The following is a 24,967-nucleotide window of genomic DNA, read 5'->3' as shown; positions in this document are numbered from 1 at the left end:
GCAAAACCGCGGTGAAAGATGATCGGTTCCCGCCACGGCCTGCGTAGTGTGCACCCTGCTAATACCTTTGACTATAAGCCTTTGGTTGAAGGGCCCGCAAATTTGCGAGCCCTTCCAGGTGCCAAGCATGTCAGCACAGTATAGCGCTTGTTTCAGATTCTGCTCAGGTTGCCCGCTGAAGCAGAAGATTGCGGATGTGGCCTATTGCCCTGGTGGGATTGAGCCCCTTCGGACAGACGCTGACACAGTTCATGATGCCACGGCAGCGAAATACGCTGAACGGATCATCAAGGTTGGCAAGACGCTCTGCCTGGGCAGTATCACGGCTGTCTGCCAGGAAACGGTAGGCCTGAAGCAGGCCTGCCGGGCCAATGAACTTGTCCGGGTTCCACCAGAACGACGGGCAGGACGTGGAACAGCAGGCACAGAGAATACACTCGTACAGGCCATCCAGTTTTTCCCGGTCTTCCGGCGACTGGTAACGCTCGATAGCCGGCGCCGGATTGTCATTGACCAGATACGGCATCACCTTCTCATACTGTTTGTAGAAGAGGCCCATGTCGACCACCAGATCACGGATAACCGGCAGGCCTGGCAGCGGACGCAGTACCAGCTTGTTATTCTTGACAACTTCGGACATCGGGGTGATGCAGGCAAGACCATTCTTGCCATTCATGTTCATGCCATCAGAGCCACAGACACCCTCGCGGCAGGAACGGCGGTAGGCCATTGACGGATCGCGTTCTTTGATGAGGTTCAGTACATCAAGGACCATCAGGTCCTTGCCTTCCGGCACCTCAACTTCCACGTCCTGCATATAGGGCGCGTTGTCGCTTTCCGGGTTATAACGATAAAGGCTCACTAACATTTCGATGTCCCCTTTAGTAAGTCCGGATCTTCGGCTGAAAGACGTCGACTGTCTTCGGCGCAAAATTTACATCACGCTTGCCAACGCGCTTGTCTACCGGGTAGTACATGGAGTGCTTGAGCCAGTTCTCATCGTCCCGCTCGGTAAAGTCGTTGCGGGCATGTGCGCCGCGGCTTTCCTTGCGCTCGAAAGCGGAAATGGCAGTCGCAAGAGCGACTTCAAAAAGATTATCCAGCTCAAGTGCTTCGATACGGGCGGTGTTGAAGGCGCTACTGGTATCAGCCAGCTTGGTATTACGGACGCGCTCACCGATCGACTCCAGCTTCTTCAGGCCTTCCTCCATGCTCTTGCCGTCACGGAAAACGCCAAAGTATAACTGCATGCAGCTCTGCAGGTCCTTGCGGACCTCGGCGACGCTCTCGCCCTCTGAGGCGCTGTCGAGACGATCAAGACGGGCCATGGCATTCTTTATGTCCTGCTCACTGGCACTATCCACTTCAAAACCACCGCGGAGCTGCTCTTCAATGTGCAAGCCGGCCGCTCGGCCGAATACCACCAGATCGAGCAGCGAGTTGCCGCCCAGACGGTTGGCGCCATGCACGGACACGCAGGCTGCTTCGCCGCACGCGAACAGGCCGGGAATCGGCTTATCGTTGCCGTTTTCGTCCTGGGTCAGTGCCTGACCACCAACGTTGGTCGGAATACCGCCCATCATGTAATGGCAGGTCGGAACAACCGGTACCGGCTCTTTTACCGGATCCACGTGCGCGAAGGTACGGGAGAGTTCACAGATGCCCGGCAGACGCAGATTGAGCGTTTCTTCACCCAGATGATCCAGCTTCAGCAGAACATGATCCTTCTCGGGGCCACAACCGCGACCCTCGAGGATCTCGATAACCATCGCCCGGGCAACCACGTCACGTCCGGCCAGGTCTTTCGCGTTAGGGGCATACCGCTCCATAAAGCGCTCGCCCTCGGAGTTGATCAGGTAACCGCCCTCACCGCGGCAACCCTCGGTGACCAGCGTACCGGCCCCATGAATACCGGTGGGGTGGAACTGCCACATCTCCATGTCCTGCATCGGGAAGCCCGCCCGCAGGGCCATACCGATGCCATCACCGGTATTGATCAGGGCGTTGGTGGTCGATGCGTAAATACGACCTGCACCACCGGTCGCCAGAACCGTCGCCTTGGACTTGATATAGGCCACTTCACCGGTTTCGATTTCAATGGCAACAACGCCGACCACTTCGTCCTTGCTGTTCTTGACCAGATCGACCGCATACCACTCGTTGAGGAAGGTCGTGCCGCCTTTCAGGTTTGCCTGATACAGGGTGTGCAGCAGTGCGTGACCGGTACGGTCCGCGGCTGCGCAAGTACGAGCCGCCTGCGTAGGGTTGTCAGGACCCTTGGACTGACCCCCGAACGGGCGCTGGTAGATACGGCCCTGCTCGGTGCGGGAAAACGGCAGTCCCATGTGCTCAAGCTCGAAAACGGCCTGCGGACCTACTGAACACATATATTCAACGGCGTCCTGGTCCGCAATATAGTCGGAGCCCTTTACCGTGTCATACATGTGCCAGCGCCAGTCATCATTGGGATCGGCACTGGCGATCGCGCAGGTGATACCACCCTGGGCAGACACTGTATGGGAGCGTGTCGGGAAAACCTTGGTAATACACGCTGTGTTGACGCCTGATTCAGTTAGCTGAAGGGCGGCACGCATACCGGCACCGCCCCCACCGATAACAATCGCGTCGTAAGACATGGTCTTGATATTAGCCATTAATTAAAGCCCCCAAAGAATCTGAATGCCCCAGACTACATACACGAACATTGTCAATCCACACAGTGCCTGAACCAGGAACCGGGGCAGCGTCGCCTTGATGTAATCCGTTGTTACTGTCCAGAGACCTACCCACGCGTGCCCTCCGATTGAAAGCAGGGCAAGCAGGGTAAAGATACGAAACCAGGTCTGATCGAAAAGTCCTGACCAGGTGTCGTAGTTAACGTCAGACGTCAACATGAAACCGAACAGAAAAATTGTATACAGAGCAAGTACGTAGGCGGTAACACGCTGGATCATCCAGTCGAATACGCCGCTGCGGCCAAGATTCGTAACACTGTCTACACTGTTCACCATACCCAGACTCCTGCAAGAAGGATGAGAATCACGGAAATCACGACGGTGGCTTTCGCCGCGAGCCGGCCACTTTCCAGTTCTTCGCCAATGCCCATGTCCATCAGCAGGTGCTTGATGCCGGCAACCAGGTGGTACAGCAAGGCAGACAGAATGCCCCAGGTAATCAGCTTCGCCAGGAAGCTGTCCAGCAATCCACTAACGCGGCTGAAGCCTTCTTCCCCGGAAAGGGAAAGCTGAAGTCCATACAGCATGAAAGCAACACCCACGAAAATGATGATGCCACTGATGCGATGCACGATGGACGTAATGGCTGGCAGCGGAAAATGGAACTTGCTGAGATCGAGATTTACTGGTCGTTTGCTATTCACAGCGCTCTCACACTCTCTCTTGGTTCCGCGGGCCGGAGAACCGGTTGCGGATGGTTGGTATGTAACGATCATGGTGCTGAACGAATCCGGCACACGATTGCCTAAGGAGGGAGAAAACCGGCATGCGTTCTTTTTTATGTCTGACGCTGCGGCTTGGTATATCCCCGATTCCGGGATACGGATTATAAGGAGTACCCCTGTCAATTACAAACGCGCAACCTCGCCAAACCCTGTTAAATCAGGGCCTGGCACTCGCTATATAGATCATTGACAAATCCAATTCATAGCCACGGGTGGGCGTGTTCTGGATTTCCCTGATTTACAGCGAATGTCAAATAATGGGTTTTATTGGCTCCTCCATTGACAAAAAAAGCCAACGCCCTATATTTTGCCGCCAGTTTTGCGATAATACGCGCTTTCTAGCGCATCCAAATGCTGATAAACAGGAGAGCACCATGACCGACAGGAAAGCCACGCTTTCGGTGGGTGACAAGTCCATCGAGCTACCAATATATTCGGGCACCGTCGGCCCTGACGTCATTGACGTGAGAAGCCTGGTCCAGGAAGGCGTATTCACTTACGACCCCGGATTTGTATCCACTGCGGCCTGCGAATCCCAGATCACCTACATTGACGGCGCCAACGGTGTTCTCCTGCACCGGGGCTACCCGATTGAGGAGCTGGCAGAGAACTCCGACTATCTTGAAGTCTGCTACCTTCTGCTGAACGGCGAGCTGCCCACGGCCGAGGAAAACAAGCACTTCCACGACACCATTAAAAACCACACCATGCTTCACGACCAGATGCGCAATTTCTACCAGGGCTTTCGCCGGGATGCGCATCCCATGGCCATCATGTGTGGCGTTGTGGGCGCCCTTTCTGCCTTCTATCATGACCAGATGGACGTTGCCAACGTCGAACAGCGGGAAATCACTGCCCATCGCCTGATTGCCAAGATGCCGACCATTGCCGCCTGGAGCTACAAGTACAGCATTGGCCAGCCATTCGTGTACCCACGAAATGACCTGTCCTACGCCGAAAACTTCCTGCACATGCTGTTTGGGGTTCCCTGTGAGGATTACCAGCCGAACCCGATCCTGGCAAAAGCCATGGACAAGATTTTCATTCTCCACGCGGATCACGAGCAGAACGCCTCGACGTCGACGGTGCGCCTGGCAGGCTCCACCGGCGCCAACCCCTATGCCTGTATCGCCTCTGGCATCGCAGCATTGTGGGGCCCGGCTCACGGCGGTGCCAACGAAGCGGTCCTGGATATGCTGGCAGAGATCGGCGACGAGGCCAACATCGAGAAGTACATCGCCAAGGCCAAGGACAAGGACGATCCATTCCGCCTGATGGGATTCGGCCATCGGGTCTACAAAAATTTCGATCCGCGTGCGAAAGTAATGGCAGAAACGGCTCACGAAGTGTTGACTGAGCTGGGCCTGGAGAACGATCCACTTCTGAGAATCGCGCAACGACTGGAAAAAATCGCCCTCGAAGACGACTATTTCGTCGAGCGTAAACTCTACCCCAACGTGGACTTCTACTCCGGCCTGATCCTCAAGGCGATCGGTATTCCGACGTCCATGTTCACCGTGATCTTCGCCCTGTCCCGCACTATCGGCTGGTTCTCCCACTGGAACGAGATGGTCAGTGGCGATTACCGCATCGGCCGGCCACGCCAGCTGTACACGGGCGAAAAAGCCCGGGAATACCCGAAAAAATAGGGCCGAATCGCGCTATCAGACCAAGGCCGCTGCACAGCGGCCTTTTTTGTGTCTGCTCATTCTGTAATGATTGACGCTGTTTTCCCCAACAATAACCAATTTCCGGAGACAGATTTTATGAGCGTAACCGCCGCATTCATCGGCCTGGGCATCATGGGATATCCCATGGCCGGTCACCTGGCAACCGCCGGAATCGACGTACGGGTCTGGAACCGTAACGCCGAAAAATCCTCGACGTGGGCCGCGACCTACAAGGGTAAAGCCTGCGACTCCATTGCCAACACCGTTGTCGACGCTGACTTCGTGTTCACTTGCGTTGGTGCAGATCCCGATCTTGTAGAAGTGTTCGAGGGGCCGGCCGGAATCATCGCCAACGCAAAACCCGGCGCTGTCCTGGTTGACCATACAACAGCCTCCGCCGGCATCGCCGAACAGCTTGCCCAGCTTGCCAGGGCGCGAAACCTCGAGTTTATTGACGCCCCGGTTTCCGGTGGCCAGCAGGGAGCCGAAAAAGGACAGCTCACCATCATGTGCGGCGGAGAAACGGAGGCCTATTCGCAAGCTCAGCCACTGATGGAACATTACGCAAAGGCATTGAATCTGATGGGTCCGGTTGGCAGTGGCCAGAAAACCAAGATGGTAAATCAGATTGCCATAGCCGGCCTTGTTCAGGGACTGTCCGAAGCGCTCCACTTCGCCGAACAGGCGGAGCTTGATGTGCGCAAGGTTGTGGACGTTATCTCCAAGGGTGCAGCCCAGTCATGGCAGATGGAGAACCGCTCGGGAACCATGATTGACGGCGAGTTCGAACATGGGTTTGCCGTTGACTGGATGCGTAAGGATCTGGCGATCTGCCTTGAAGAAGCGCGGAAAAATGGCGCCCGGCTTCCGGTAGCGGCGCTGGTGGATCAGTTTTACGGGGATGTTCAGCAGATGGGCGGTAAGCGCTGGGATACGTCGTCGTTGATTCAGCGGCTCAGGAAAAAGGGGTGACCCCAGCCCCCTCTCCCCTGGCGGGAGAGGGGGAGGTCCTCTTCCCTACTTCTCTTTCGGCTGCCACTTGCCATTCACATACCACGCTGACCATCCCGTCGCCTTGCCATCCTTCTCCGACATGACGTACTGCTCCTTGGTCTTGCGGCTATAGCGAATGACCGTCGGGTTGCCTTCAGGATCTCGCTCGGGCGCGTCCATCAGGAAATCGTACTTGGGGTCTATCTCCTTCCGGTGGGGCTTGATCTCCATCACCAGGGGTGGACGGGTTTCCCGGTTCTTGGGGAACTTGCTGGCAGCCAGAAACAGCCCTGATGCGCCGTCACGAAGCACGTAGGTGTCGTCGACTTTCTGGCACTGAAGCTCCGGCATGGGCACAGGGTCCATCTTGGGCGGCGCGGGTTCACCACTTTTGAGCAATTTACGGGTATTTTTGCACTCGGGATTGGTGCAGCCAAAGTATTTGCCGAAGCGGCCGGTCTTGAGCTGCATTTCCGAGCCGCACTTGTCGCATTCCAGCGTAGGGCCTTCGTAACCTTTGATGCGGAAGGTGCCCTTTTCCACTTCATAGCCGGAGCAGTCGGGATTGTTGCCACACACGTGCAGTTTTCTGGTTTCGTCCACCAGGTAACTGTCCATGGCGGTACCGCACTTCGGGCAGCGGCGCTTTTTACGCAACAGGCGACTTTCGCCCTCGCCTTCCACATCCTCGTCGGCACTGACCACCTCGTCGCCTGAAACCAGGTTGATGGTGGTCTTGCAGCGCTCCTTCGGCGGCAGCGAATAACCTGAGCAGCCCAGAAACACGCCGGTGCTGGCCACACGGATCTGCATCGGTCGCCCGCAGGTTGGGCAGGGAATGTCGGTTTCTGTCGGGGTGTTGGCCCGCATGCCACCGTCTTCATCCTTCTCGGCGGTTTCCAGCTGTTGACGGAACCGGCTGTAGAAGTCGTTCAGCACCTTTTTCCAGTCAACCTCACCGCCGGCAATCTCATCCAGCTCGTCTTCCATTCTGGCGGTAAAGTCAAAATCCATCAGGTTGGGGAAAGATTCAGACAGGCGCTCGGTAACGATTTCCCCCATCTTTTCTGCATAAAAACGACGGTTCTGCAGACGAACGTACCCACGATCCTGGATGGTGGATATAATCGAGGCGTAGGTGGAGGGCCGGCCAATCCCCTGCTTTTCCAGTTCCTTGACCAGGCTTGCCTCGGTATAACGCGGCGACGGCTTGGTGAAATGCTGGGTGGGCTCGAGTTTCTTCAGCTCCAGGGTTTCATTAACCTGGATATCCGGAAGCGCAATATCCTCATCCTTTTTACCGGACGGGGGCGCCACCTTGAGAAAGCCCTCAAACTTGATAATACGGCCGCGGGTACGGAGCTCGTAACCGCCGTTGGCGACAAGAATGGACGTACTCAGGAATTCTGCGTCCGCCATCTGACAGGCGATAAACTGGCGCCAGATCAGATCATAGAGCTTCTCAGCGTCCTTCTCCAGGCCGCTGATGTCCGCCGGCCTGCGGCCAACATCTGTCGGGCGGATTGCCTCGTGGGCCTCCTGGGCGCCCTCCTTGCTGCCATAAACCCTGGGGCTCTCAGGCAGATATTTCTCGCCAAACTGCTTTTTGACGAACTCGCGACAGCCAGCAACAGCATCCTGACTCAGGTTGGTGGAGTCAGTACGCATGTAGGTGATGAAACCGGCCTCGTACAGGCGCTGGGCCAGCACCATGGTTTTCTTGACGCTGAACCCCATCCGGTTACTGGCGGCCTGCTGCAGCGTCGAGGTGATAAACGGTGCCGAGGGCCGCGATTTCGTGGGTTTGTCTTCACGCTTGGCAACCCTGAAAGCACCCGCTTTCAGGCGTTCGACATGCTCGCTGCTCTGCTTTTCATTGACGGGACGATAGGCCTTGTCGTCATAGCGCGTGACTTCAAAGCGAACCGGCTGCTCAGCCTGTTTCGAAGCAAGGTCCGCATGCAGTTGCCAGAATTCCTCGGGAATGAACTTGCGGATTTCCCGCTCCCGCTCGACGATCAGCCTGACCGCTACCGACTGGACCCGACCGGCGGAGAGACCGCGGGCAATCTTGGCCCACAGCAAAGGCGAAACCATGTAACCCACGACACGATCCAGGAAGCGACGGGCCTGCTGGGCATTAACACGGTCGGTATCCAGGTTACCGGGATCCTGGAAGGCCTCCTGGATGGCGCGCTTGGTAATCTCGTTGAATACCACGCGACGGTACTTTTCCGGCTCTCCACCAATGGTCTGCTGAAGGTGCCAGGCGATAGCCTCACCTTCACGGTCCAGATCCGTTGCCAGATAGATGTGGTCAGCGGATTTGGCCAGGCGCTTGAGTTCACTGACGACTTTCTCCTTCCCGGGAAGGATCTCGTAGCGGGCGCTCCAGTCGTGGTCCGGGTCTACACCCATGCGGGCAACCAGCTGCTGCCTGGATTTCCGCTTCTTGTGAGCCGCCTTTTCGTCCGGGCTCATCTTACGGGTCAGCGCTGCCTGTCTGGCGCGCTCCTTCGGGTCCGAGGTTGAGCCGCTGCCACTGACCGGCAGGTCGCGAATATGCCCGACGCTCGACTTTACGATGAAGTCGGAGCCCAGGTATTTGTTGATGGTCTTCGCTTTCGCTGGCGACTCGACAATAACGAGACTTTTACCCATATCGGAGATCTGTGTCCTTGGCGAAAATCGGTCAAAAAACTAGCAGACCGTAAACTCGCTGTAAAATCAGTCGGCTAGAAAACGCTTCGTAGCCGTCATATTGGTATAAGTGCATTGTTTTACAGGGTCAAGAAAAGCAAGACAACCCATTCTTCTCTTCAGACCCGGCTTTTTTGCCAGCCCAGAGACAGGGAAACCCGGCGTTTGCCGGGCTTCCTAAGGGTTTGCTACCAATCCGGCTTACCGAATCAGAGGCGCTCCCACACAGTTGCAATGCCCTGGCCAAGGCCGATACACATGGTGGAAACACCAAGCTTGCCGCCTTTGGCCTGCATTACGTTCAGCAGGGTTGTAGAGATTCGTGCACCAGAGCAGCCCAGCGGATGGCCGAGGGCAATCGCACCGCCGTTCAGGTTCACTTTCTCCTCCATCACGCCCAGCAATTTCAGGTCTTTCAGCACCGGAAGGGACTGGCCAGCAAACGCTTCGTTCAGTTCCCAGAAGTCGATGTCCTCGACTTTCAGGCCCGCACGCTTCAACGCCTTCTTGGTGGCCGGAACCGGGCCGTAACCCATGATCGCGGGATCACAACCGGCAACCGCCATGCTGCGGATCTTGGCCATCGGCTTCAGGCCCAGGGCTTCTGCGCGTTCCGCGGACATCAGCACCATGGCAGCGGCACCGTCAGTCAGCTGTGAAGAGGTTCCTGCAGTCACCGTGCCGTTCTTCGGATCAAAGGCCGGCTTGAGCTGGCCCAGTGATTCAACCGTAGTCTCGGGACGAATGGTTTCGTCCTCTTCGATCAGCACCTTGAAGCCGTTTTCGTCGTGACCTTCAATAGGCACGATTTCATTCTTGAAACGGCCTTCCTGGGTCGCTTCATGAGCCAGACGGTGTGAGCGTGCGCCAAACTCGTCCTGCTGTTCGCGGGTAATACCGTGCATTTTCGCCAGCATTTCTGCGGTCAGGCCCATCATGTTGGAGGCTTTGGCAGAATATTTGGATGCAGCCGGGTTGTGGTCGAAGCCTTCGGTCATGGGCACGTGGCCCATGTGCTCGACACCACCAATAACAAACACGTCGCCATTGCCTGTCTGGATGGCCTGGGCCGCCGTGTGGATCGCACTCATGGCGGAACCACACAGACGGTTGACGGTCTGCGCCGCAGATTCGTGGGGAATGCGCGTCAGCAGTGAAATCTGACGTGCCACGTTGAAGCCCTGTTCCTTGGTCTGGTTTACACAGCCCCAGATCACATCTTCAACTTCTTTCGGGTCGAGTTTCGGGTTGCGCTCAAACAGTGCTTCAATCAGCGCAGCCGACAGGTTTTCCGCACGTACATTGCGGAAGCAGCCATTTTTGGCACGACCCATCGGACTCCGCACGCAATCGACGACGACAACGTCTCTCGGATTAAGGCTCATAGATCTTTCTCCGTTCGGAAATCTCGTTCAGGGTTAGCCAAAGAACTTTTCGCCAGTCTTGGCCATTTCACGCAGCTTCTCGGTCGGGTGGTACAAAGGACCAAGATCTGCAAACTTGTCTGCCAGCTCGACGAACTTGTCGACACCCATGTCGTCGATATAGCGCAGGGCACCACCACGGAACGGCGGGAAGCCGATACCGAAGATCAGACCCATATCGGCATCTGCCGGGTCTTCAACAATGCCATCTTCCAGGCAGCGAACGGTTTCCAGGCACAGCGGCAGCATCATGCGAGCGATGATATCGTCGTCACTGAAGTCGTTCTTACCCTGAACAACCGGCTCAAGCAGCTTGTAGGTTTCTTCGTCGACAACCTTCTTCTGCTTGCCCTTGCGGTCCAGTTCGTACTTGTAAAAGCCCTTGTCGTTCTTCTGTCCGTAACGATTGTTATCGTACATCACGTCAATGGCGGTAGTGCCTTCGTGCTTCATCCGGTCCGGGAAGCCCTCGGCCATCACTTCGCCTGCGTGCTTGCCGGTGTCCATGCCCACGACATCCAGCAGATACGCAGGACCCATCGGCCAGCCGAACTTTTCCATAACCTTGTCGACGTGCTGGAAGTCAGCGCCGTCACGTACCAGGTTTACAAAACCGCCGAAGTACGGGAACAGCACGCGGTTGACCAGGAAGCCGGGGCAGTCGTTGACCACGATCGGGGTCTTGCCCATGGCCTTGGCGTAGGCAACGGTAGTGGCGATGGCACGGTCGGAGGTCTTCTCGCCACGAATCACCTCAACCAGCGGCATCATGTGTACCGGGTTGAAGAAGTGCATGCCGCAGAAATTTTCCGGGCGCTTCAGGTTCGCCGCCAGCTTGTTGATGGAAATGGTCGAGGTGTTAGAGGTCAGGATGGTGTCTTCACGAACCGATTCCTCGGTTTCACGCAGTACCGCATCCTTGACCTTGGCATTCTCGACGACGGCTTCCACGACCAGGTCAACGTTCTTGAAGTCGCCGTAGTTCAGAGTCGGCGTGATATTGTTGAGAACGTCCGCCATCTGGTCGGGCTTCATCTTGCCCTTGTCGATGCGCTTCGTCAGAAGCTTCTTGGCTTCTTTCAGTCCCAGGGCGATACCGTCCTGGTTGATGTCCTTCATCAGGATGGGCGTGCCTTTCAGCGCCGACTGGAACGCAACGCCGCCACCCATGATACCGGCGCCCAGCACGGCGGCCAGCTTTACATCGTTGGCTTCTTTTCCCCAGGCCTTGGCTTTCTTCTTGAGTTCCTGATCATTCAGGAACAGGCCAACCAGGCACGCGGCAACATTGGTCTTGGCCATCTTGGCAAAGCCCTTGGCTTCGACCTCGATCGCCTTGTCACGGGTGAGGCCGGCGTGCTTCTGCATCACCTTGATGGCCTCTACCGGTGCCGGGTAGTTCTTGCCTGCCTGGCCGGCGACATACGCCTTGGAGATTTCGAACGCCATCATGCTTTCCATGGCATTCAGCTTGATCTTGCCTTTCTTTTCTTCACGACGGGCCTTGTAGTCAAGCTTGCCCGCGTTGCACTGGTTAATAATGCCGATTGCGGCTTCCACCAGCTTTTCACCCTCAAGCACGGCGTCTACAGCGCCGATGTTCAGGGCCTTGTCAGCACGGTTCTCGGTGCCACCACAAATCCACTCAACAGCGTAATCAACACCTACCAGGCGGGACAGACGCACGGTACCGCCAAAGCCCGGAAAAATGCCCAGTTTTACTTCCGGCAGACCCACTTTGGCTGTCTTGTCCATCACCCGGTAGTCGGTAGCCAGACACATTTCAAAACCGCCGCCCAGAGCCATACCGTTGATGGCGGTAACCGTGGGGAAAGGCAGGTCTTCAATAGCGCTGAATACTTCGTTCGCTTTCAGGTTATTGGCAACCAGGTCTTCTTCCGGCCCGGCAAACAGCTCGGTAAATTCATTAATGTCGGCGCCAACAATAAAGCTGTCCTTGGAGCTGGTGACGACAAGACCCTTCAGGCCTTTTTCCGCTTCCAGCTTGTCAGTCGCGGCGCGGAGCTCTTCAATCGTCAGACGGTTGAACTTGTTCACTGACTCGCCCTGCAAGTCGAAGTTCAACTGAGCGATCCCGCCTTCGATCTCTTTAACCGTGATGGCTTTACCTTCGTAAATCATCAACTGATCTCCAGTCTGTGTTTGGAACTGCTGAAACAGCCGCACAAGCGTGCTCGCCTTGCGGCCGCTGATGCAGCGAGATTTCGGTCTCTATTTTCGGTCACTACCCCGATCAATCGATCCATTATTCATACAGTCGTTTGAATCGTGATGTGACACGATGAGAAAAATTGGCTCATTTGTCAATTTGTTTCTGGAAGAATCAAGCTGGCCCGACCCCGAATGAAAAGCCGAACGGCGCCTCGAGGTGACTGGAATTGTTTTTGATCAAGCAATTACGACCGAATGTCACGCAAAACTGCTTGATTGGCCAGCGCAGTTACTTTACCTTCGGACTGCGACTTTAGTCCACAATAATAAAACAGCCTTACGGAGACCCATCCGATGACAGACGCTCGCCTGCGGGTACGCTCACTGGTCACAGCCCTGATTTTGTTGTTGATTGCTTCCCTTAATGTGCGTGCTCAAGAGGGCGGAGATGATTTCCTCTCCGATCTTCACAGTTTCCGCATCAGCAATTACATGGCACTGGATGCCTACTACCGTTTCAGCGCCACCGGCGATACCGAGACTCTCAATGAAATCGTGGCCGCCATCAACGAGGCCAACGGAGCCATGAATTCTGTCGCAGACAGCACCGCCGGCGTACTTTCCGCAGAACAGGTAGATAGCCTCAACCGGGAGTTCGACAGGTTCAAAGATCTGATGCGCAGCAATATCAACGATGTACGCAACACCGGTTACCCGGACCTGCGCCTGGTTTCCGACATGGCTAACCAGGCACTGCTGATGAATCAGGTTGCCACCGAAATGTACATCCTGGCCCAGGAAAGTACCGAAACCGAAATTGGCAGCCGGGTAGAGGCCGCCCGCTCTGCTGCAGTCACTATTGCCCAGATGATGGCGAAGTACTCTGCGCGAACCAACTCCTCGGTTGCCCAGACATTTCAGGGCTCATCCGATGACGTCGCACTGGACGAACAGGCACGGCTGTTTGATGACCTGCTTTCGCAGGTGACGGAAGGCAACGCACAGGGACAGCTGGAAAAGACGCTGAACGACCTGACATCGAAGTGGGAATTCATCCGTGCGTCCTACATCAATTACAACGACAACAACGTCGCCTTTGTAATTGACCGCTATTCCAAAGGCATTCTGGCGAGCCTGGCCACCACCATCGATCTGCTTCAGCAAAATAACACCAATACCTGACTGTTTTGATACCCATCATTATTGGTTTACACTTTCCAGGTAAAATATTGCCTGGACAAGCCCTATTCAGACTTCATCCGCGAAGGAGCGATGCGATGTCAATATATCAAAAAATTCTGGTGGCCATCGACCTGACAGAAGAGGCCCCTCAGGTTCTCAACAAGGCCGTGGAAGTCAGCAAGGCTCTCGGTGCACAACTGATTCTGGCACACGTGGTTGAGCCTGTGGGTTACGCCTATGGTGGCGATATTCCCATGGACTTGACGGAACTGCAGGATCAGTTGGACAAGGCAGCCAAGGATCAGCTTTCACAGTATGGCGATCAATACGGTGTGTCCAAGGAGAACCAGGTGGTGACTGTTGGCCGCCCCGAGTCTGAAATTCACCGACTGTCAAAAGAACAGGACGTGGACCTGGTCATTGTTGGAAGCCACGGGCGAAAAGGTTTTCAATTGCTTCTCGGCTCCACCGCAAATGGGGTGCTGCATGGCACTGTGTGCGACGTGCTTGCCGTCAGGATTCACTAGGGCCGGCCGCTACTACGGGAGAGGGCGTCAGGCACTCCCCTCCCCCTGCATTCTGTTTTCCAGCTTGCGAAGCTGGCTTTCCAGGGAAAAACTCACACTGGAGGCCATGGAAAAGAAGTTCAGCAACGCCTTGAGGTTGCTGTCACCCTTGCACACAGCGTGAATACGCTGCCACAGCGCCTGGTTCACCAGCTGCAAACGCTGGTTTCTTTCCACCAGCCCTTTCAGATCCCAGTCCGGCTCCCGATGATTCCGTTTCACCATATACTGCTGCAGCAAGTAGTGGGAAACGCTTCGCATTATAAACTCATCGTTACTGGCAAATGGCAGATGATGCACCGCCATTGACTTAAGCTCGGACAGCACCGGGCAACCGCTGGTGGCCATTTTAAGGCCCAACAGAGAGCGCAGCGCCTCCTCCAGCGTGGTCGACTTGGAGTAGGTCCTGTGGTCGTCAGTGACAACAACGCTCACCTTTTGATAAGCATCCTCGGCCTGGAACGCATTCACCACCGGCAGTATTTCTACAGCCGCCGGACATTGCGGAGATTCCGACGGTTTCAGGGGGCAGTTGGAACACTGGCAATGTTCCAGCCTGGTCCATGCAGGCAGACTGCCACTGGCTGTTGTTGGCTGATCCGTCACCTTGAAATCCCCGGATCGTCCATCTGCAAACGTGAATTGATACGTTACGTTCATTGATTCGCCTGTTCCTCCAACTCCATCCACCGCTCCATAACCTTTTCCAGCCGCGCTTCCTTATCACTGAGCTCTGCAAGGGTCGCGGATACGTCATCTGCCGGGCCGGAGTAGAACTCCGGATCGGAAATGCGCTGCCGGAGCTCTTCCAGCTCCCGCTCCAGCTTCTCGATCTGGCCCGGCAGTTGTTCCAGTTCCAGTTTGATCTTGTAACTGAGCTTGGAGGGTTTCACCTTGGCTGAACCGGTCCCGGACGCTGCCTTCGCCGGTTCCCGGGCTGGCGCGGGCTTGTCGTTCATCGGCGGCCTGGAGGCCTTTCTGGACCCGCCCTCGGAGGGAAATCGCCCGCCCTGCCTTCGCCAATCGGTATAACCCCCGACAAACTCCGCTACCCTACCAGTGCCATCCAGAAATACAGTGTCGGTGGCCACATTATCAAGAAATTCCCGGTCGTGACTGATCACGACTACGGTGCCGGCAAATTCCACCAGGCGGGACTCCAGCAGCTCCAGGGTCTCCACGTCCAGGTCGTTGGTTGGCTCATCCAGCACCAGGATGTTGGCTGGCTTGCTGAACAGTTTGGCCAACAGCAATCGCGCCCTTTCGCCACCAGAGAAAACACGGACAGGAGAGCGCGCGCGTTCCGGACTGAACAGAAATTCCTGCAGATAGCCCAGGACATGCTTGCTCTGGCCGTTGATTTCAATGAACTCACGTCCCTCGGAAAGGTTGTCCAGAGCGTTGCGTTCCAGATCCAGTTCACCGCGAAGCTGGTCGAAATAGGCAACCTGGAGGTTGGTACCCAACCGGATGCGACCTTCCGTGGGCTTGAGATCTCCCAGCAACAAGCGAACCAGTGTCGTTTTGCCGGTTCCGTTCTCGCCAACCAGACCGATCTTGTCGCCCCTGAGAACCGTCATGTTCATATCCCGGATAACCGGGGTGCCATCCGGATAGGAAAATCCGGCGTGACTGGCCTCCACCACCAGTTTGCCGGAACGGGCCGCGTCCTCCACAGAAAAGCTGGCGGTACCGCCACGCTCACGCCGCTGCATGCGCTCCTCACGCATCGCCCTGAGCGCCCGCACCCGGCCCATATTACGAGTCCGTCGTGCCTTGATACCCTGGCGTATCCACGCCTCTTCCTGCTTCAGGCGCTTGTCAAACAAGGCATTCTGGCGCTCTTCCTCCTCCAGCGCCTTTTCCTTGAGATCCAGGTAGCGGTCATAGGTAGCGGCAAAACTCACCAGGTGTCCCCGGTCAAGCTCCACGATTCGAGTTGCCATTCTGCGAATAAAGGCCCGGTCGTGGCTGACAAACAGTATCGCGCCCCGGAACTGGGACAGCGCTTCTTCCAGCCATGCGATCGCTGGCACGTCCAGATGGTTGGTCGGCTCATCGAGCAGCAATACATCGGGCTCTGTAACCAGTGCCCGCGCCAGTAGAACCCGACGTTGCCAGCCGCCGGACAGGGTATTCAGGGTCTGGTCCGGGTCAATGCCGTACTGGGCGAGAATGGCGCCGACTTTCTGGTCCAGCCGCCAGCCATCAAGTGCCTCCAGGCGCTCCTGCACCTTCATCATGCGGTCAAGACTTGCCTCATCCGCGTTCTGCGTCAGTTTGTGAAACTCAGCAAGCAGGTCACCGGTCTCGGGGAACGCGCCGGAGACCGCTTCATAGGCAGTACGCGTATCGTTGACAGGCAGGTTCTGGGGCAATACCGACAGCTTTGCACCGTCTTCCAGTCGCACGGTTCCGCCATCCGGTACCACCTCACCAGTGACGATCTTCAGCAAGGTGGATTTTCCCTCACCGTTCCTGCCCAGGAGGCACACCCGCTCTCCGGGCTCCATGGTCATGGAGGCCTTATCAAGCAGTGGCTGCATGCCAAATGACAGGGAAACGGCATCCAGGGTTAACAATGGCACGTTATTGATTCTCCGTTGTTGCGGTCGTTGTGTTATCCGCGAAAGTGACAGGACTACCCACCCGGATAACTCCGTTGGATTCGTGAACGGCATTCATCCCGAAAATTACTCCATCAGTGGTTCGCCGATAGCTGCCCAGCTCCCTGAGGGGCTGTAAATCAGGGGCTTTTACGCCACGATCAGGATCGACGGTGGTGACGACACAGCGAGAACAGGGTTTGACCAGGCTGAACGTGATGTTATCGATAGACACGGCCGGCCACAGATCTTCATCCCAGGGAGCGGCGCCCTCGACCACGATATTGGGCCTGAAACGGCGCATTTCCACCGGCGTGCCGAGGCGCGAGTTGAGCTCATCCAGCGATGCCAGATTGGTGACCAGTAATGGGAAGCCATCCGCAAAACTGACACGACGATACTCGGTAACCCGGCTGGCATCAACGCGGCGAAAGGATTCGTCGGGCATGAACACAAAGCGGAATGTTTTGCCGCAATACCGGGATAGCGCCTCAGAGGCAGCTTTGCCGCCATAAACCGCTTTTGCCCAATCCTGCCAGACCCTGACCCGACATTCGTCGTCGCCGGCAACCAGCGGGAATTCGCCCGCACCGGGGATGGCCACAATAACCCGGCCCGCGTCCAGGCGAGTTTCGATCCTTGCAATCTCCGGGTTACTGCGCTGAGTCACAAATTGCCGCTCGGCATCAACAATCATCCAGCGCCGATCACCGGCGGGGCCAAAATCATCGATATGGAACGAAGAAACCTGAATGCCGGCCAGGGATTTCACCGGATAGACATACAATGAATGCACTTGCATGAGGGCTCCCGGAACGTGATTAAATAGTGTCATGTGGTTGCGGAGTATACCCGAGAATCACCAGCCAACGCTGCAGGGAGAAGCAACATGACCAGAGAGCGCCATCTACAACGAGCCAGACAGGAATTCTTCGATACGCTGAAGAGAAGGGGCATCAAGGACAAACGGGTACTGGATGCCCTGGAGGCGGTGCCGCGGGAAGCCTTTGTCAGCGTCCATCAGACCGAATTTGCCTACGATGACAACCCCCTGCCCATCGAAGAGGGGCAAACCATTTCCCAGCCCTATATTGTCGCCCTGATGACCGAGGCGATGCAGCTCGACCCGGAGGATACCGTGCTTGAGATCGGGACCGGCTCCGGCTACGCAGCGGCAGTGCTCTCCAGGATTGTGAAGCAGGTCTATACGGTCGAGCGGCACCCGGCGCTGGCAAAAGTGGCCCGCCAACGCCTGGCAAAGCTGGGTTACGACAACGTCGCAGTGCTCTGTGGCGATGGCTCCCTGGGCTGGCCCGAACATGCCCCCTATGACGCTATCGTTGTCACTGCCGGAGCGCCCAGCGTCCCCGGATCCCTTGTCCGGCAACTGGACATCGGCGGGCGTCTCGTCATCCCGGCCGGTGCGGCTGTTCACCAGCAGAGACTGTTGCGGGTTACCCGCATCAGCGAGGACAAAACAGAAACCGAGGATCTCGGTGGTGTCCGGTTTGTTCCCCTTATCGGCAAAGAGGGATGGCAGGAAACTGAAGGGGGTGTGAGTGTGCCGCCCCCGGAAAAGAAGGCTGACCGTCCGGCTTCACTGTCCGGACGCATCAAGGATGAAGCCATCCATATTTCCTCGATCGCGACCGCGGACCTTGAGGGCCTGCTGGAGAGGATCGGGGATTCCCGGCTGGTGTTATTGGGGGAGGCCAGCCATGGCACCGCTGAGTTCTACGACATGAGGGCCCGTATCACCCGCGAACTGATCGAGAAAAAAGGATTCCGGTTTGTCGCCGTGGAGGCGGACTGGCCTGACGCCGCACAGGTGGATCATTTTGTCCGGGATACCCGCAAGGGTCCAACGGAGGAGCCCACTTTCAGACGCTTTCCCACCTGGATGTGGGCCAATCGCCAGGTGCTGGAGTTCGTGCAATGGCTACGCGGCCACAACCGCCATACGGGCAGCGAGGACGATGCGGTCGGCTTCTATGGCCTGGACCTTTACAGTCTCAACTCATCCATCAATGCTATCATCGGATACCTGGAACAGGTGGACGGGGAAACCGCTGACATCGCCCGCAAGCGCTACGGTTGCCTGACCCCCTGGGAAAGGGACCCGGTAACCTACGGCAGGCTGGTACTGAGCGCGAAACACGGCAACTGCGAGCAGGATGTCGTGTCGATGCTGGACACGCTGATGCAGAAGCGGCTGGACTATTCGCAGCACGATGGCCGTAAATTTCTTGATGCGATATCCAACGCACGCCTGGTGAAGGACGCCGAGCGTTACTACCGCTCCATGTACCAGGGCTCGGTCAAATCATGGAACCTGCGGGATCAGCACATGTTCGACACGCTGGAGCAGTTGCTTGATTTTCATGGGCCTGACAGCAAAGCCGTTGTGTGGGCTCATAACTCCCATCTTGGAGACGCGGAAGCAACGGAAATGGGCAATCGCGGCGAGATCAACGTGGGCTCCCTGTGTCGCCAGCGGTTTGGTGACAGCGCCTATCTGATCGGGTTCGGCACCCATGAGGGTAAGGTGGCAGCAGCCTCCGACTGGGGAGCGCCTATGGAAATTAAGAGCGTCGTACCGTCACTGCCAGGCAGCATCGAGCGCTTGTGCCATGATACGGGGCTGGACGCCTTTTTCCTGCCTCTGCGTCATGGCAGCAAGGAGCTGGCAAGACAATTACGGGAGCCCAGGCTAGAACGCGCCATCGGTGTGATCTATCGTCCCGAGACGGAGATGGCGAGTCATTATTTCAACGCCTCGTTGTCGCGCCAGTTTGACGAATATATCTGGTTTGATAAAACCCGGGCGGTTGATGCGCTGGAACTGGAGGCGGAGCCAGGTGTGCCTGAAACCTTTCCGTTCGGGCTCTGACCGGGAGCTGGCGATTGCGGACTTGTGAGAAAAGGGGATATGGCAGAAAGTTGCTGATCGTGAAATGGAGCGGGAAACGAGATTCGAACTCGCGACCCCAACCTTGGCAAGGTTGTGCTCTACCAACTGAGCTATTCCCGCTTGATCAACGGAGGCGTATTTTACGGATTCATCCCTGCCCGTCAACAGTTTTTTGCCGTTCCGACCGGGCGTTACTGGCCGAATCGCTTTCCCGACTTGAGGTAGGCCTCCTCGTCCGTGCTGGAGGTCCGCTTTAACGCCTGATTCCGGTGGGGAAAGCGGCCGAAGCGGCGGATGATCTCCCGGTGATCTTTCGCGGATTGCAGAAAACTGCTCATGAAATCACCGGCAATGCCGCCAGTGGCTGACGCCAATTGCTCATAACAGTCCACAGCAAGGTTCTGGTCTTCCATTTTTTCGGAATGCTGAAGTGGCATATAAAGGAATGCCCGCTGGACCGGTGGCAATGCCATGTCATGGCCACTTCGCATGGCACTTTTACACAACTGCACGGCCAGCTTATCGTTGTCGAACGCCAGTGCCCCACCACGGTGGATGTTGCGAGAGAACTGATCCAGCAGAATGATCTCGGCCAATGCACCACCCGGCACACGCCTCCAGTGCCGTAAACCGTCTTCGGACGCAAACAGCACCATGGATATGAAACGCCGGCGGATCTCCTGGTCAAAGGCACGGGAAGACCGGAACCAGCGATTGCGATGCTCACTGTCCGGCAGCCCGTGCTCATCAAGTTCACCGAACCAGAAATCCAGAATCTCTTTCCAATCGAACATATGGTCTACCCTGTGACATTGCGGAAGGCCGGCTACGGTGCCGGCAGTGCTACACTCTACGATAACTATCAGGCTTTCGGTCATATCAGGAGATACCATGAGTGACGACCCCAGAATCATCCTTCTTGCGCACGGAAGCAGTGACCAGCGCTGGTGCCAGACTTTTGAAAAACTGGCCACGCCAACGCTCGATTCCGTCGCCGGTTCTCGCATTGCCTATATGGAACTGGCAGAGCCCTCGCTGGAGACCATCATCGCGCAGGGAAAGAAGGAGGGAATTACCAGCTTCACCATCATTCCCCTATTCCTGGCTGCCGGTCGTCACCTGAGAAAAGACGTACCCGGAATGATAGACGAACTCGAGGCGACCCACGATGTCAGTATTACCCTCGCGCCTCCAATCGGGGAAAACCCGCAACTGGGCGACGCAATCCGGGACGTCGTGAATCAGGAACTGGAACGTCAGAAACAACCTGCGTGATGGTCGAGCATGGTGTTCACGTACACGTTGAGACCGGCAAATCATAAGGAGTGAAGGATCATGAAAAAGCGGATTTTGATTACCGGGGGCACGGGGTTCATTGGCCAGTTACTGTGCCAGAACCTGATTGCGGACGGTCATACCCTGACCGTCCTGAGTCGGCAGCCGGCGCACAACGTCCAGTCGCTGTGCGGGCGCGTAGAAGCGGTGAATGACCTTGAAAAACTCCGGGAGCACGAGGGCTTCGAGGCGGTGGTCAACCTGGCGGGTGAAGGCATCGCAGATAAGCGATGGTCCGAGGCCCGCAAGCAGGAACTCAGGGATAGCCGCATCGCCCTGACCAATCAGCTCGCGGATATCATAGCCAGCTGGAAATCGCCTCCGGCGGTTCTTGTCTCCGGTTCGGCGGTCGGATTCTATGGCGATCAGGGTAGCAACCGTGTCACTGAGGACACTCCCCCCCATGACGAATTTACCCACCGGATGTGCAGCGACTGGGAACAGGCAGCCCTGCAAGTGGAGCCTGCCGGAGTGCGAGTGTGCCTCTCCCGCACAGGGGTGGTTGCCGGACCCGGAGGGGGCTTTCTACAGCGCATGTTGCTGCCATTCAAGCTGGGGCTTGGGGGCCGACTGGGCAGCGGCGAGCAGTATATGCCCTGGGTGCATCGTGACGACGTGGTTGCGGCATTGATCTGGATGATGGACAACGAAAGCGCCAGAGGAGCCTACAACGTTGTCAGCCCGAATCCGGTGACCAACCGGCAATTCACCAAAACCCTGGCAGGGGTACTCGGGCGGCCAGCGATCTTTCCGGCACCGGCGCCGGTACTGAAAATTGCCCTTGGAGAAATGTCCCGGCTGCTACTGACAGGGCAAAAGGCAGTACCCGAGCGGCTTCAGGCGGAGGGTTTCCAGTTCCGGTTCCCGGATCTAAGCCCTGCCCTCGCGGATGCGGTTCGATACTGAAGAGCGAATGTCAGGGACAGTTTTTTCAAAAACCGTTTGACAGTCCGGAATGCCTTACTTAATATACGCGCCACCTCGACGAGGCAAGGTTTTAAAGCGATGCGTCCCCTTCGTCTAGTGGCCTAGGACTCCGCCCTTTCACGGCGGCAACAGGGGTTCGAACCCCCTAGGGGACGCCACCTTTTCAGCCTGATTGTTTTTGCCCGCGGCTATCGTGTTCCGGTGACTCGGAGTCCCTGCCGTGGTCACCAAGCTGGTGTTTGGCATCCTTCATTACAAAAACCCCTACTCCGATAAAAAAGCCTACCATCAGTAGCACGGTTACAATTCCCGCGATAACAACTGCGTCGGTATACATAGCCAAGCTCTCCTGAACTATCCTGATTAACTGGATTCAGATTACGCCTGCGACCTCCGCAGCATCTTGATCTGGGTCAACGGTACCGACAGCTTTACCCCTCCAAAACTCTGAACCGCTACACATTTCTTCCAATATTTCCGGTATTTGCAAAGCGTTTGAAAGCAACTGCTGCTATAGTCCTGAGGATATGATGGCCTGACCAATATCAACTCATTCTTCCTGCGCGATCAAAGTATAGGACATGCAAAAACTGCTGACTCGCCTGCAAAGATTTAGAACCGGGTCCCCGCTGTCCTTCCGGCTGCTCGCATATATCATTGTGTTCAGCTCCCTGTTCACGCTGATTTCTTCAGCCATCCAGATACATTCCGACTATCGCAAGGATCTGTCCCAGATAGACCGGCGCATGAAGGTTATCGAGACCGGCTACACCTCCAGCCTTGCCCGCAGTCTCTGGGCGCTTGACCAGAAACTGTTGCAGACCCAGCTTGAGGGCATACTGAGCCTTCCGGATATTGTCCACCTCCGGCTCAAGATCGAGCCGGATTCCGAGCTGGTCATGGGCACCATTCCCCGTGATGGGAAGACCATCAGTCATGCTTTTGAACTGACCCATCGGGGCGATGGCATGTTCACCCTCGGTGAGCTGACTGTTACCGCCGACCTGAGAGGCGTCTATTCGGACATGCGGCAGAGAGTGGTAGAGGTACTGACAACCCAGTTCCTCAAAACCTTCCTGATATCGATCCTGATCATCCTGATATTCCAGCATTTCGTCGCCCGTCATCTCAGCACCATGGCCAGCTATGCCCGCAACTTTTCCCTCAACAACCTGTCGCAGCCGCTCAAGCTGGACCGTCCGGACAGTCCGCTGAACCGACATGACGAACTGGCCCAGGTGACGGATGCCATTAACCAGATGCGGGAACGGCTCGTTGCCGATGTAGAGCGCCAGGCCCGGGATGCCGAAGAAATTCGCAAATTCTCCAAGGCGATTGAGCAGAGCCCCTCATCAGTGCTGATTTGTGACCGCCAGTGGCACATCGAATTCGCAAACCATAAGTTTGCCCAGCTCACCGGCTTCGATGCCGAGTCAATCATCGGCAAACACCCCGGTATGCTCTCCGAGGATGCCCGCGCCCATCGCGAGAACCGCCAGCTATGGCAGTCCATCCGCCTCCAGGTTCAGCGGGTCGGCGTCTGGCAGGGGGAAATCAACAGCGTGCGCAAAAACGGTGAGCGATTCTGGGAACAGCTGATTGTCACACCCATCAAGAACTCCAACGGTGAGGCAACCGGCTACCTCATCCTCGGCGAGGACATCAGTATCCGCAAACGCTACGAACAGCAGCTCCTGCGGCAGGCCAACTACGATATCCTCACCGGCCTTCCCAACCGGATGCTGGCCCTTGACCGGCTCAAACTGGCTCTGGCTCAGGCGCGGCGCGAAAGCTCACTGGTAGGCGTCATGTTCCTCGACCTGGACAACTTCAAGCACATCAATGACACCCTGGGACACGATGCCGGCGACAATCTTCTGATTGAAGCAGCGCGCCGTATCTCGAGCTGTCTTCGCGGCACCAGCACCGTCGCAAGACTTGGCGGTGACGAATTCCTGGTAATACTGCCCGGGCTGACCGGCCCCGAGGCAACCGCCCAGGTAGCGGAGCGTATTCTCAAGACCTTCGCCCCACCCTACCTGCTCAACGGCCAGGAAGTGTTTGTCACCACCAGTATTGGCATAGCCATCTTCCCCAACGACTCCGATAACAGCGGTACCCTGCTCCAGCACGCGGATGCCGCCATGTACCAGGCGAAACACAAGGGCAAAAGCGCCTATGCCCTCTTCACCCCGGAAATGACCGAAGTATCCCACGAACGGCTGCAGATGGAGTCATTGATGCGCCGGGCGCTGGAGCAGAACGAATTCGAGCTTTACTATCAGCCCATCGTCCGTACAGACTCCGGCGAACTCTGCTCGGCAGAGGCACTTCTGCGCTGGAACAATCCCGGGCTGGGCATGGTTATGCCCGACCGGTTTATTCCCCTGGCAGAGGAAACCGGTCTTATTACCCCCATCGGCGAGTGGGTAATGCGGGAGGCCTGCTTTGCAGCGGTGCGCTGGAAAGAAACCATGGGCATCAGCATCGGCATCTCGGTGAATGTATCCCCGCGCCAGTTCCGGGATCCCGGGTTCATTTTCACCGTCATGAATGCCCTCGAAGCCAGCGGCCTCAATCCACAACAACTGGAACTGGAAATCACAGAGCGCCTGATACTGGATAACACCATTGAAACTGCCGACATATTGCGTCAACTGGACCAGTCCGGCGTCCGCCTGTCAGTGGATGACTTTGGCACCGGCTATTCCGCGCTGAGCTACCTTAAGAGCTATCCCTTTGATACCCTGAAAATTGACAAATCCTTTGTTCGGGACGTAATGACAGAGCAGGACGACGCAGCCCTGGTCAAAGCCATTATCAATATGGCCCACAGCCTTGGCCTGCGGGTGATTGCAGAAGGCGTTGAGGAAGAAGCGCAGACCCACTTCCTGCAACATGAGGGCTGCGACTACTCCCAGGGCTACTTCTACAGCCGGCCGCTGCCGGAAGATGCTTTCCGGGAATGGCTCGAAACCAACCATCGCGTCCGCTGAAAACCACGCATTCGATACGGATTAA

At 56.6% G+C, this 24,967-nt stretch carries 20 protein-coding genes and 2 tRNA genes; 9 read left to right on the top strand and 13 right to left on the bottom strand.

Annotated features, from left to right (window positions below; all coding sequences use genetic code 11):
- Positions 1-163: 163 nt before the first annotated feature.
- Genes DIT71_RS07530 through sdhC form a run of 4 tightly spaced genes read right to left on the bottom strand, consistent with a single transcriptional unit; the run spans position 164 to position 3,379 of the window.
- Entirely contained in the window at positions 164-868 is a 705-nt protein-coding gene (locus DIT71_RS07530) for a succinate dehydrogenase iron-sulfur subunit (protein WP_114612593.1), read from the bottom strand.
- A 13-nt stretch (positions 869-881) separates the two neighbouring features.
- Positions 882-2,654 carry a succinate dehydrogenase flavoprotein subunit gene (gene sdhA / locus DIT71_RS07525; protein WP_114612592.1) on the bottom strand — a complete coding sequence of 591 codons (1,773 nt, stop codon included), beginning with the start codon at positions 2,652-2,654 and terminating at the stop codon, positions 882-884.
- 3 nt (positions 2,655-2,657) lie between these two features.
- The gene (gene sdhD, locus DIT71_RS07520; RefSeq protein ID WP_114612591.1) at positions 2,658-3,011 is read right to left on the bottom strand and encodes a succinate dehydrogenase, hydrophobic membrane anchor protein; all 354 of its coding nucleotides are present in this window, start codon (positions 3,009-3,011) and stop codon (positions 2,658-2,660) included.
- Positions 3,005-3,379 (bottom strand): succinate dehydrogenase, cytochrome b556 subunit, encoded by a 375-nt coding sequence (sdhC, locus tag DIT71_RS07515; protein ID WP_114612902.1) that lies wholly within the window; start codon positions 3,377-3,379, stop codon positions 3,005-3,007. Before sdhC ends, sdhD begins: the two co-directional genes overlap by 7 nt.
- Positions 3,380-3,834: 455 nt before the next feature.
- Between sdhC and gltA the strand changes: the two genes are divergently transcribed.
- Both gltA and DIT71_RS07505 read left to right on the top strand, forming a co-directional pair.
- On the top strand, positions 3,835-5,109 hold the full coding sequence (gene gltA / locus DIT71_RS07510) for a citrate synthase (RefSeq protein WP_114612590.1): 1,275 nt from the start codon (positions 3,835-3,837) through the stop codon (positions 5,107-5,109).
- A gap of 117 nt (positions 5,110-5,226) precedes the next feature.
- A complete protein-coding gene (locus DIT71_RS07505; protein WP_114612589.1) occupies positions 5,227-6,102 on the top strand; it encodes an NAD(P)-dependent oxidoreductase in 876 nt (291 codons plus the stop codon).
- Between the two features lie 45 nt (positions 6,103-6,147).
- On the opposite strand, the gene topA is transcribed toward DIT71_RS07505, so the two are convergent.
- The 3 genes from topA to fadB all read right to left on the bottom strand — a co-directional run bounded on the left by topA (position 6,148) and on the right by fadB (position 12,389).
- Positions 6,148-8,784 (bottom strand): type I DNA topoisomerase, encoded by a 2,637-nt coding sequence (gene topA, locus DIT71_RS07500; protein WP_114612588.1) that lies wholly within the window; start codon positions 8,782-8,784, stop codon positions 6,148-6,150.
- Positions 8,785-9,032: 248 nt separating this feature from the next.
- The gene (gene fadA, locus DIT71_RS07495) at positions 9,033-10,208 is read right to left on the bottom strand and encodes an acetyl-CoA C-acyltransferase FadA (RefSeq protein WP_114612587.1); all 1,176 of its coding nucleotides are present in this window, start codon (positions 10,206-10,208) and stop codon (positions 9,033-9,035) included.
- Between the two features lie 33 nt (positions 10,209-10,241).
- On the bottom strand, positions 10,242-12,389 hold the full coding sequence (gene fadB, locus DIT71_RS07490; protein WP_114612901.1) for a fatty acid oxidation complex subunit alpha FadB: 2,148 nt from the start codon (positions 12,387-12,389) through the stop codon (positions 10,242-10,244).
- A 384-nt stretch (positions 12,390-12,773) separates the two neighbouring features.
- Here fadB and DIT71_RS07485 point away from each other — a divergent pair, with 384 nt between their 5' ends.
- Both DIT71_RS07485 and DIT71_RS07480 read left to right on the top strand, forming a co-directional pair.
- Positions 12,774-13,601, top strand: a complete 828-nt coding sequence (locus DIT71_RS07485) for a hypothetical protein (RefSeq protein ID WP_114612586.1) — start codon at positions 12,774-12,776, stop codon at positions 13,599-13,601.
- Between the two features lie 95 nt (positions 13,602-13,696).
- The gene (locus DIT71_RS07480) at positions 13,697-14,128 is read left to right on the top strand and encodes a universal stress protein (RefSeq protein ID WP_114612585.1); all 432 of its coding nucleotides are present in this window, start codon (positions 13,697-13,699) and stop codon (positions 14,126-14,128) included.
- 27 nt (positions 14,129-14,155) lie between these two features.
- Here DIT71_RS07480 and DIT71_RS07475 read toward each other — a convergent pair whose 3' ends face one another.
- From DIT71_RS07475 to DIT71_RS07465, 3 genes are read right to left on the bottom strand one after another with little or no spacing between them, the layout of a single operon-like run.
- Positions 14,156-14,827, bottom strand: a complete 672-nt coding sequence (locus DIT71_RS07475; protein ID WP_114612584.1) for a DUF6901 family protein — start codon at positions 14,825-14,827, stop codon at positions 14,156-14,158.
- Positions 14,824-16,755, bottom strand: a complete 1,932-nt coding sequence (locus tag DIT71_RS07470) for an ATP-binding cassette domain-containing protein (RefSeq protein ID WP_114612583.1) — start codon at positions 16,753-16,755, stop codon at positions 14,824-14,826. Before DIT71_RS07470 ends, DIT71_RS07475 begins: the two co-directional genes overlap by 4 nt.
- 1 nt (position 16,756) lies before the next feature.
- Positions 16,757-17,575: an MOSC domain-containing protein gene (locus DIT71_RS07465; protein ID WP_114612582.1), complete on the bottom strand. Its 819-nt coding sequence runs from the start codon at positions 17,573-17,575 to the stop codon at positions 16,757-16,759.
- 87 nt (positions 17,576-17,662) lie between these two features.
- Here DIT71_RS07465 and DIT71_RS07460 point away from each other — a divergent pair, with 87 nt between their 5' ends.
- Positions 17,663-19,663, top strand: a complete 2,001-nt coding sequence (locus tag DIT71_RS07460; RefSeq protein WP_114612581.1) for a protein-L-isoaspartate(D-aspartate) O-methyltransferase — start codon at positions 17,663-17,665, stop codon at positions 19,661-19,663.
- Positions 19,664-19,728: 65 nt separating this feature from the next.
- On the opposite strand, the gene DIT71_RS07455 is transcribed toward DIT71_RS07460, so the two are convergent.
- Positions 19,729-19,804: transfer RNA gene (locus DIT71_RS07455), tRNA-Gly, on the bottom strand.
- 71 nt (positions 19,805-19,875) lie between these two features.
- Positions 19,876-20,478, bottom strand: coding sequence for a DUF924 family protein (locus tag DIT71_RS07450; protein WP_114612580.1), 603 nt, complete (start codon positions 20,476-20,478; stop codon positions 19,876-19,878).
- A 97-nt stretch (positions 20,479-20,575) separates the two neighbouring features.
- On the opposite strand from DIT71_RS07450, the gene DIT71_RS07445 reads away from it, so the two are divergent.
- The 3 genes from DIT71_RS07445 to DIT71_RS07435 all read left to right on the top strand — a co-directional run bounded on the left by DIT71_RS07445 (position 20,576) and on the right by DIT71_RS07435 (position 22,104).
- The gene (locus DIT71_RS07445; protein WP_114612579.1) at positions 20,576-20,959 is read left to right on the top strand and encodes a sirohydrochlorin chelatase; all 384 of its coding nucleotides are present in this window, start codon (positions 20,576-20,578) and stop codon (positions 20,957-20,959) included.
- Positions 20,960-21,019: 60 nt separating this feature from the next.
- Positions 21,020-21,925, top strand: coding sequence for a TIGR01777 family oxidoreductase (locus DIT71_RS07440; protein WP_114612578.1), 906 nt, complete (start codon positions 21,020-21,022; stop codon positions 21,923-21,925).
- A gap of 103 nt (positions 21,926-22,028) precedes the next feature.
- Positions 22,029-22,104 (top strand) — tRNA-Glu (locus tag DIT71_RS07435).
- Positions 22,105-22,109: 5 nt separating this feature from the next.
- Here DIT71_RS07435 and ccoM read toward each other — a convergent pair.
- Complete coding sequence (ccoM, locus tag DIT71_RS18530; protein WP_158538958.1) at positions 22,110-22,283, bottom strand: cytochrome c oxidase subunit CcoM; 174 nt, start codon at positions 22,281-22,283, stop codon at positions 22,110-22,112.
- Between the two features lie 244 nt (positions 22,284-22,527).
- On the opposite strand from ccoM, the gene DIT71_RS07430 reads away from it, so the two are divergent.
- Positions 22,528-24,942, top strand: coding sequence for an EAL domain-containing protein (locus tag DIT71_RS07430; RefSeq protein WP_114612577.1), 2,415 nt, complete (start codon positions 22,528-22,530; stop codon positions 24,940-24,942).
- Positions 24,943-24,967: the final 25 nt, after the last annotated feature.

Source organism: Marinobacter vulgaris, from assembly GCF_003344045.1.
GTDB lineage: Bacteria > Pseudomonadota > Gammaproteobacteria > Pseudomonadales > Oleiphilaceae > Marinobacter > Marinobacter vulgaris.
This window is presented reverse-complemented; position numbering and strand designations above follow the sequence as displayed.

Bases quoted from the DNA above. Each gene is read 5' to 3' on its own strand.
- DIT71_RS07460 (WP_114612581.1), top strand. From the start codon at position 17,663: ATGACCAGAGAGCGCCATCTACAACGAGCCAGACAGGAATTCTTCGAT.
- DIT71_RS07445 (WP_114612579.1), top strand. From the start codon at position 20,576: ATGAGTGACGACCCCAGAATCATCCTTCTTGCGCACGGAAGCAGTGAC.
- DIT71_RS07465 (WP_114612582.1), bottom strand. From the start codon at position 17,575: ATGCAAGTGCATTCATTGTATGTCTATCCGGTGAAATCCCTGGCCGGC.
- DIT71_RS07450 (WP_114612580.1), bottom strand. From the start codon at position 20,478: ATGTTCGATTGGAAAGAGATTCTGGATTTCTGGTTCGGTGAACTTGAT.
- fadA (WP_114612587.1), bottom strand. From the start codon at position 10,208: ATGAGCCTTAATCCGAGAGACGTTGTCGTCGTCGATTGCGTGCGGAGT.
- DIT71_RS07475 (WP_114612584.1), bottom strand. From the start codon at position 14,827: ATGAACGTAACGTATCAATTCACGTTTGCAGATGGACGATCCGGGGAT.
- sdhA (WP_114612592.1), bottom strand. From the start codon at position 2,654: ATGGCTAATATCAAGACCATGTCTTACGACGCGATTGTTATCGGTGGG.
- gltA (WP_114612590.1), top strand. From the start codon at position 3,835: ATGACCGACAGGAAAGCCACGCTTTCGGTGGGTGACAAGTCCATCGAG.
- DIT71_RS07530 (WP_114612593.1), bottom strand. From the start codon at position 868: ATGTTAGTGAGCCTTTATCGTTATAACCCGGAAAGCGACAACGCGCCC.
- DIT71_RS07480 (WP_114612585.1), top strand. From the start codon at position 13,697: ATGTCAATATATCAAAAAATTCTGGTGGCCATCGACCTGACAGAAGAG.
- DIT71_RS07505 (WP_114612589.1), top strand. From the start codon at position 5,227: ATGAGCGTAACCGCCGCATTCATCGGCCTGGGCATCATGGGATATCCC.
- DIT71_RS07430 (WP_114612577.1), top strand. From the start codon at position 22,528: ATGCAAAAACTGCTGACTCGCCTGCAAAGATTTAGAACCGGGTCCCCG.
- DIT71_RS07440 (WP_114612578.1), top strand. From the start codon at position 21,020: ATGAAAAAGCGGATTTTGATTACCGGGGGCACGGGGTTCATTGGCCAG.
- DIT71_RS07485 (WP_114612586.1), top strand. From the start codon at position 12,774: ATGACAGACGCTCGCCTGCGGGTACGCTCACTGGTCACAGCCCTGATT.
- topA (WP_114612588.1), bottom strand. From the start codon at position 8,784: ATGGGTAAAAGTCTCGTTATTGTCGAGTCGCCAGCGAAAGCGAAGACC.
- sdhD (WP_114612591.1), bottom strand. From the start codon at position 3,011: ATGGTGAACAGTGTAGACAGTGTTACGAATCTTGGCCGCAGCGGCGTA.
- fadB (WP_114612901.1), bottom strand. From the start codon at position 12,389: ATGATTTACGAAGGTAAAGCCATCACGGTTAAAGAGATCGAAGGCGGG.
- ccoM (WP_158538958.1), bottom strand. From the start codon at position 22,283: ATGTATACCGACGCAGTTGTTATCGCGGGAATTGTAACCGTGCTACTG.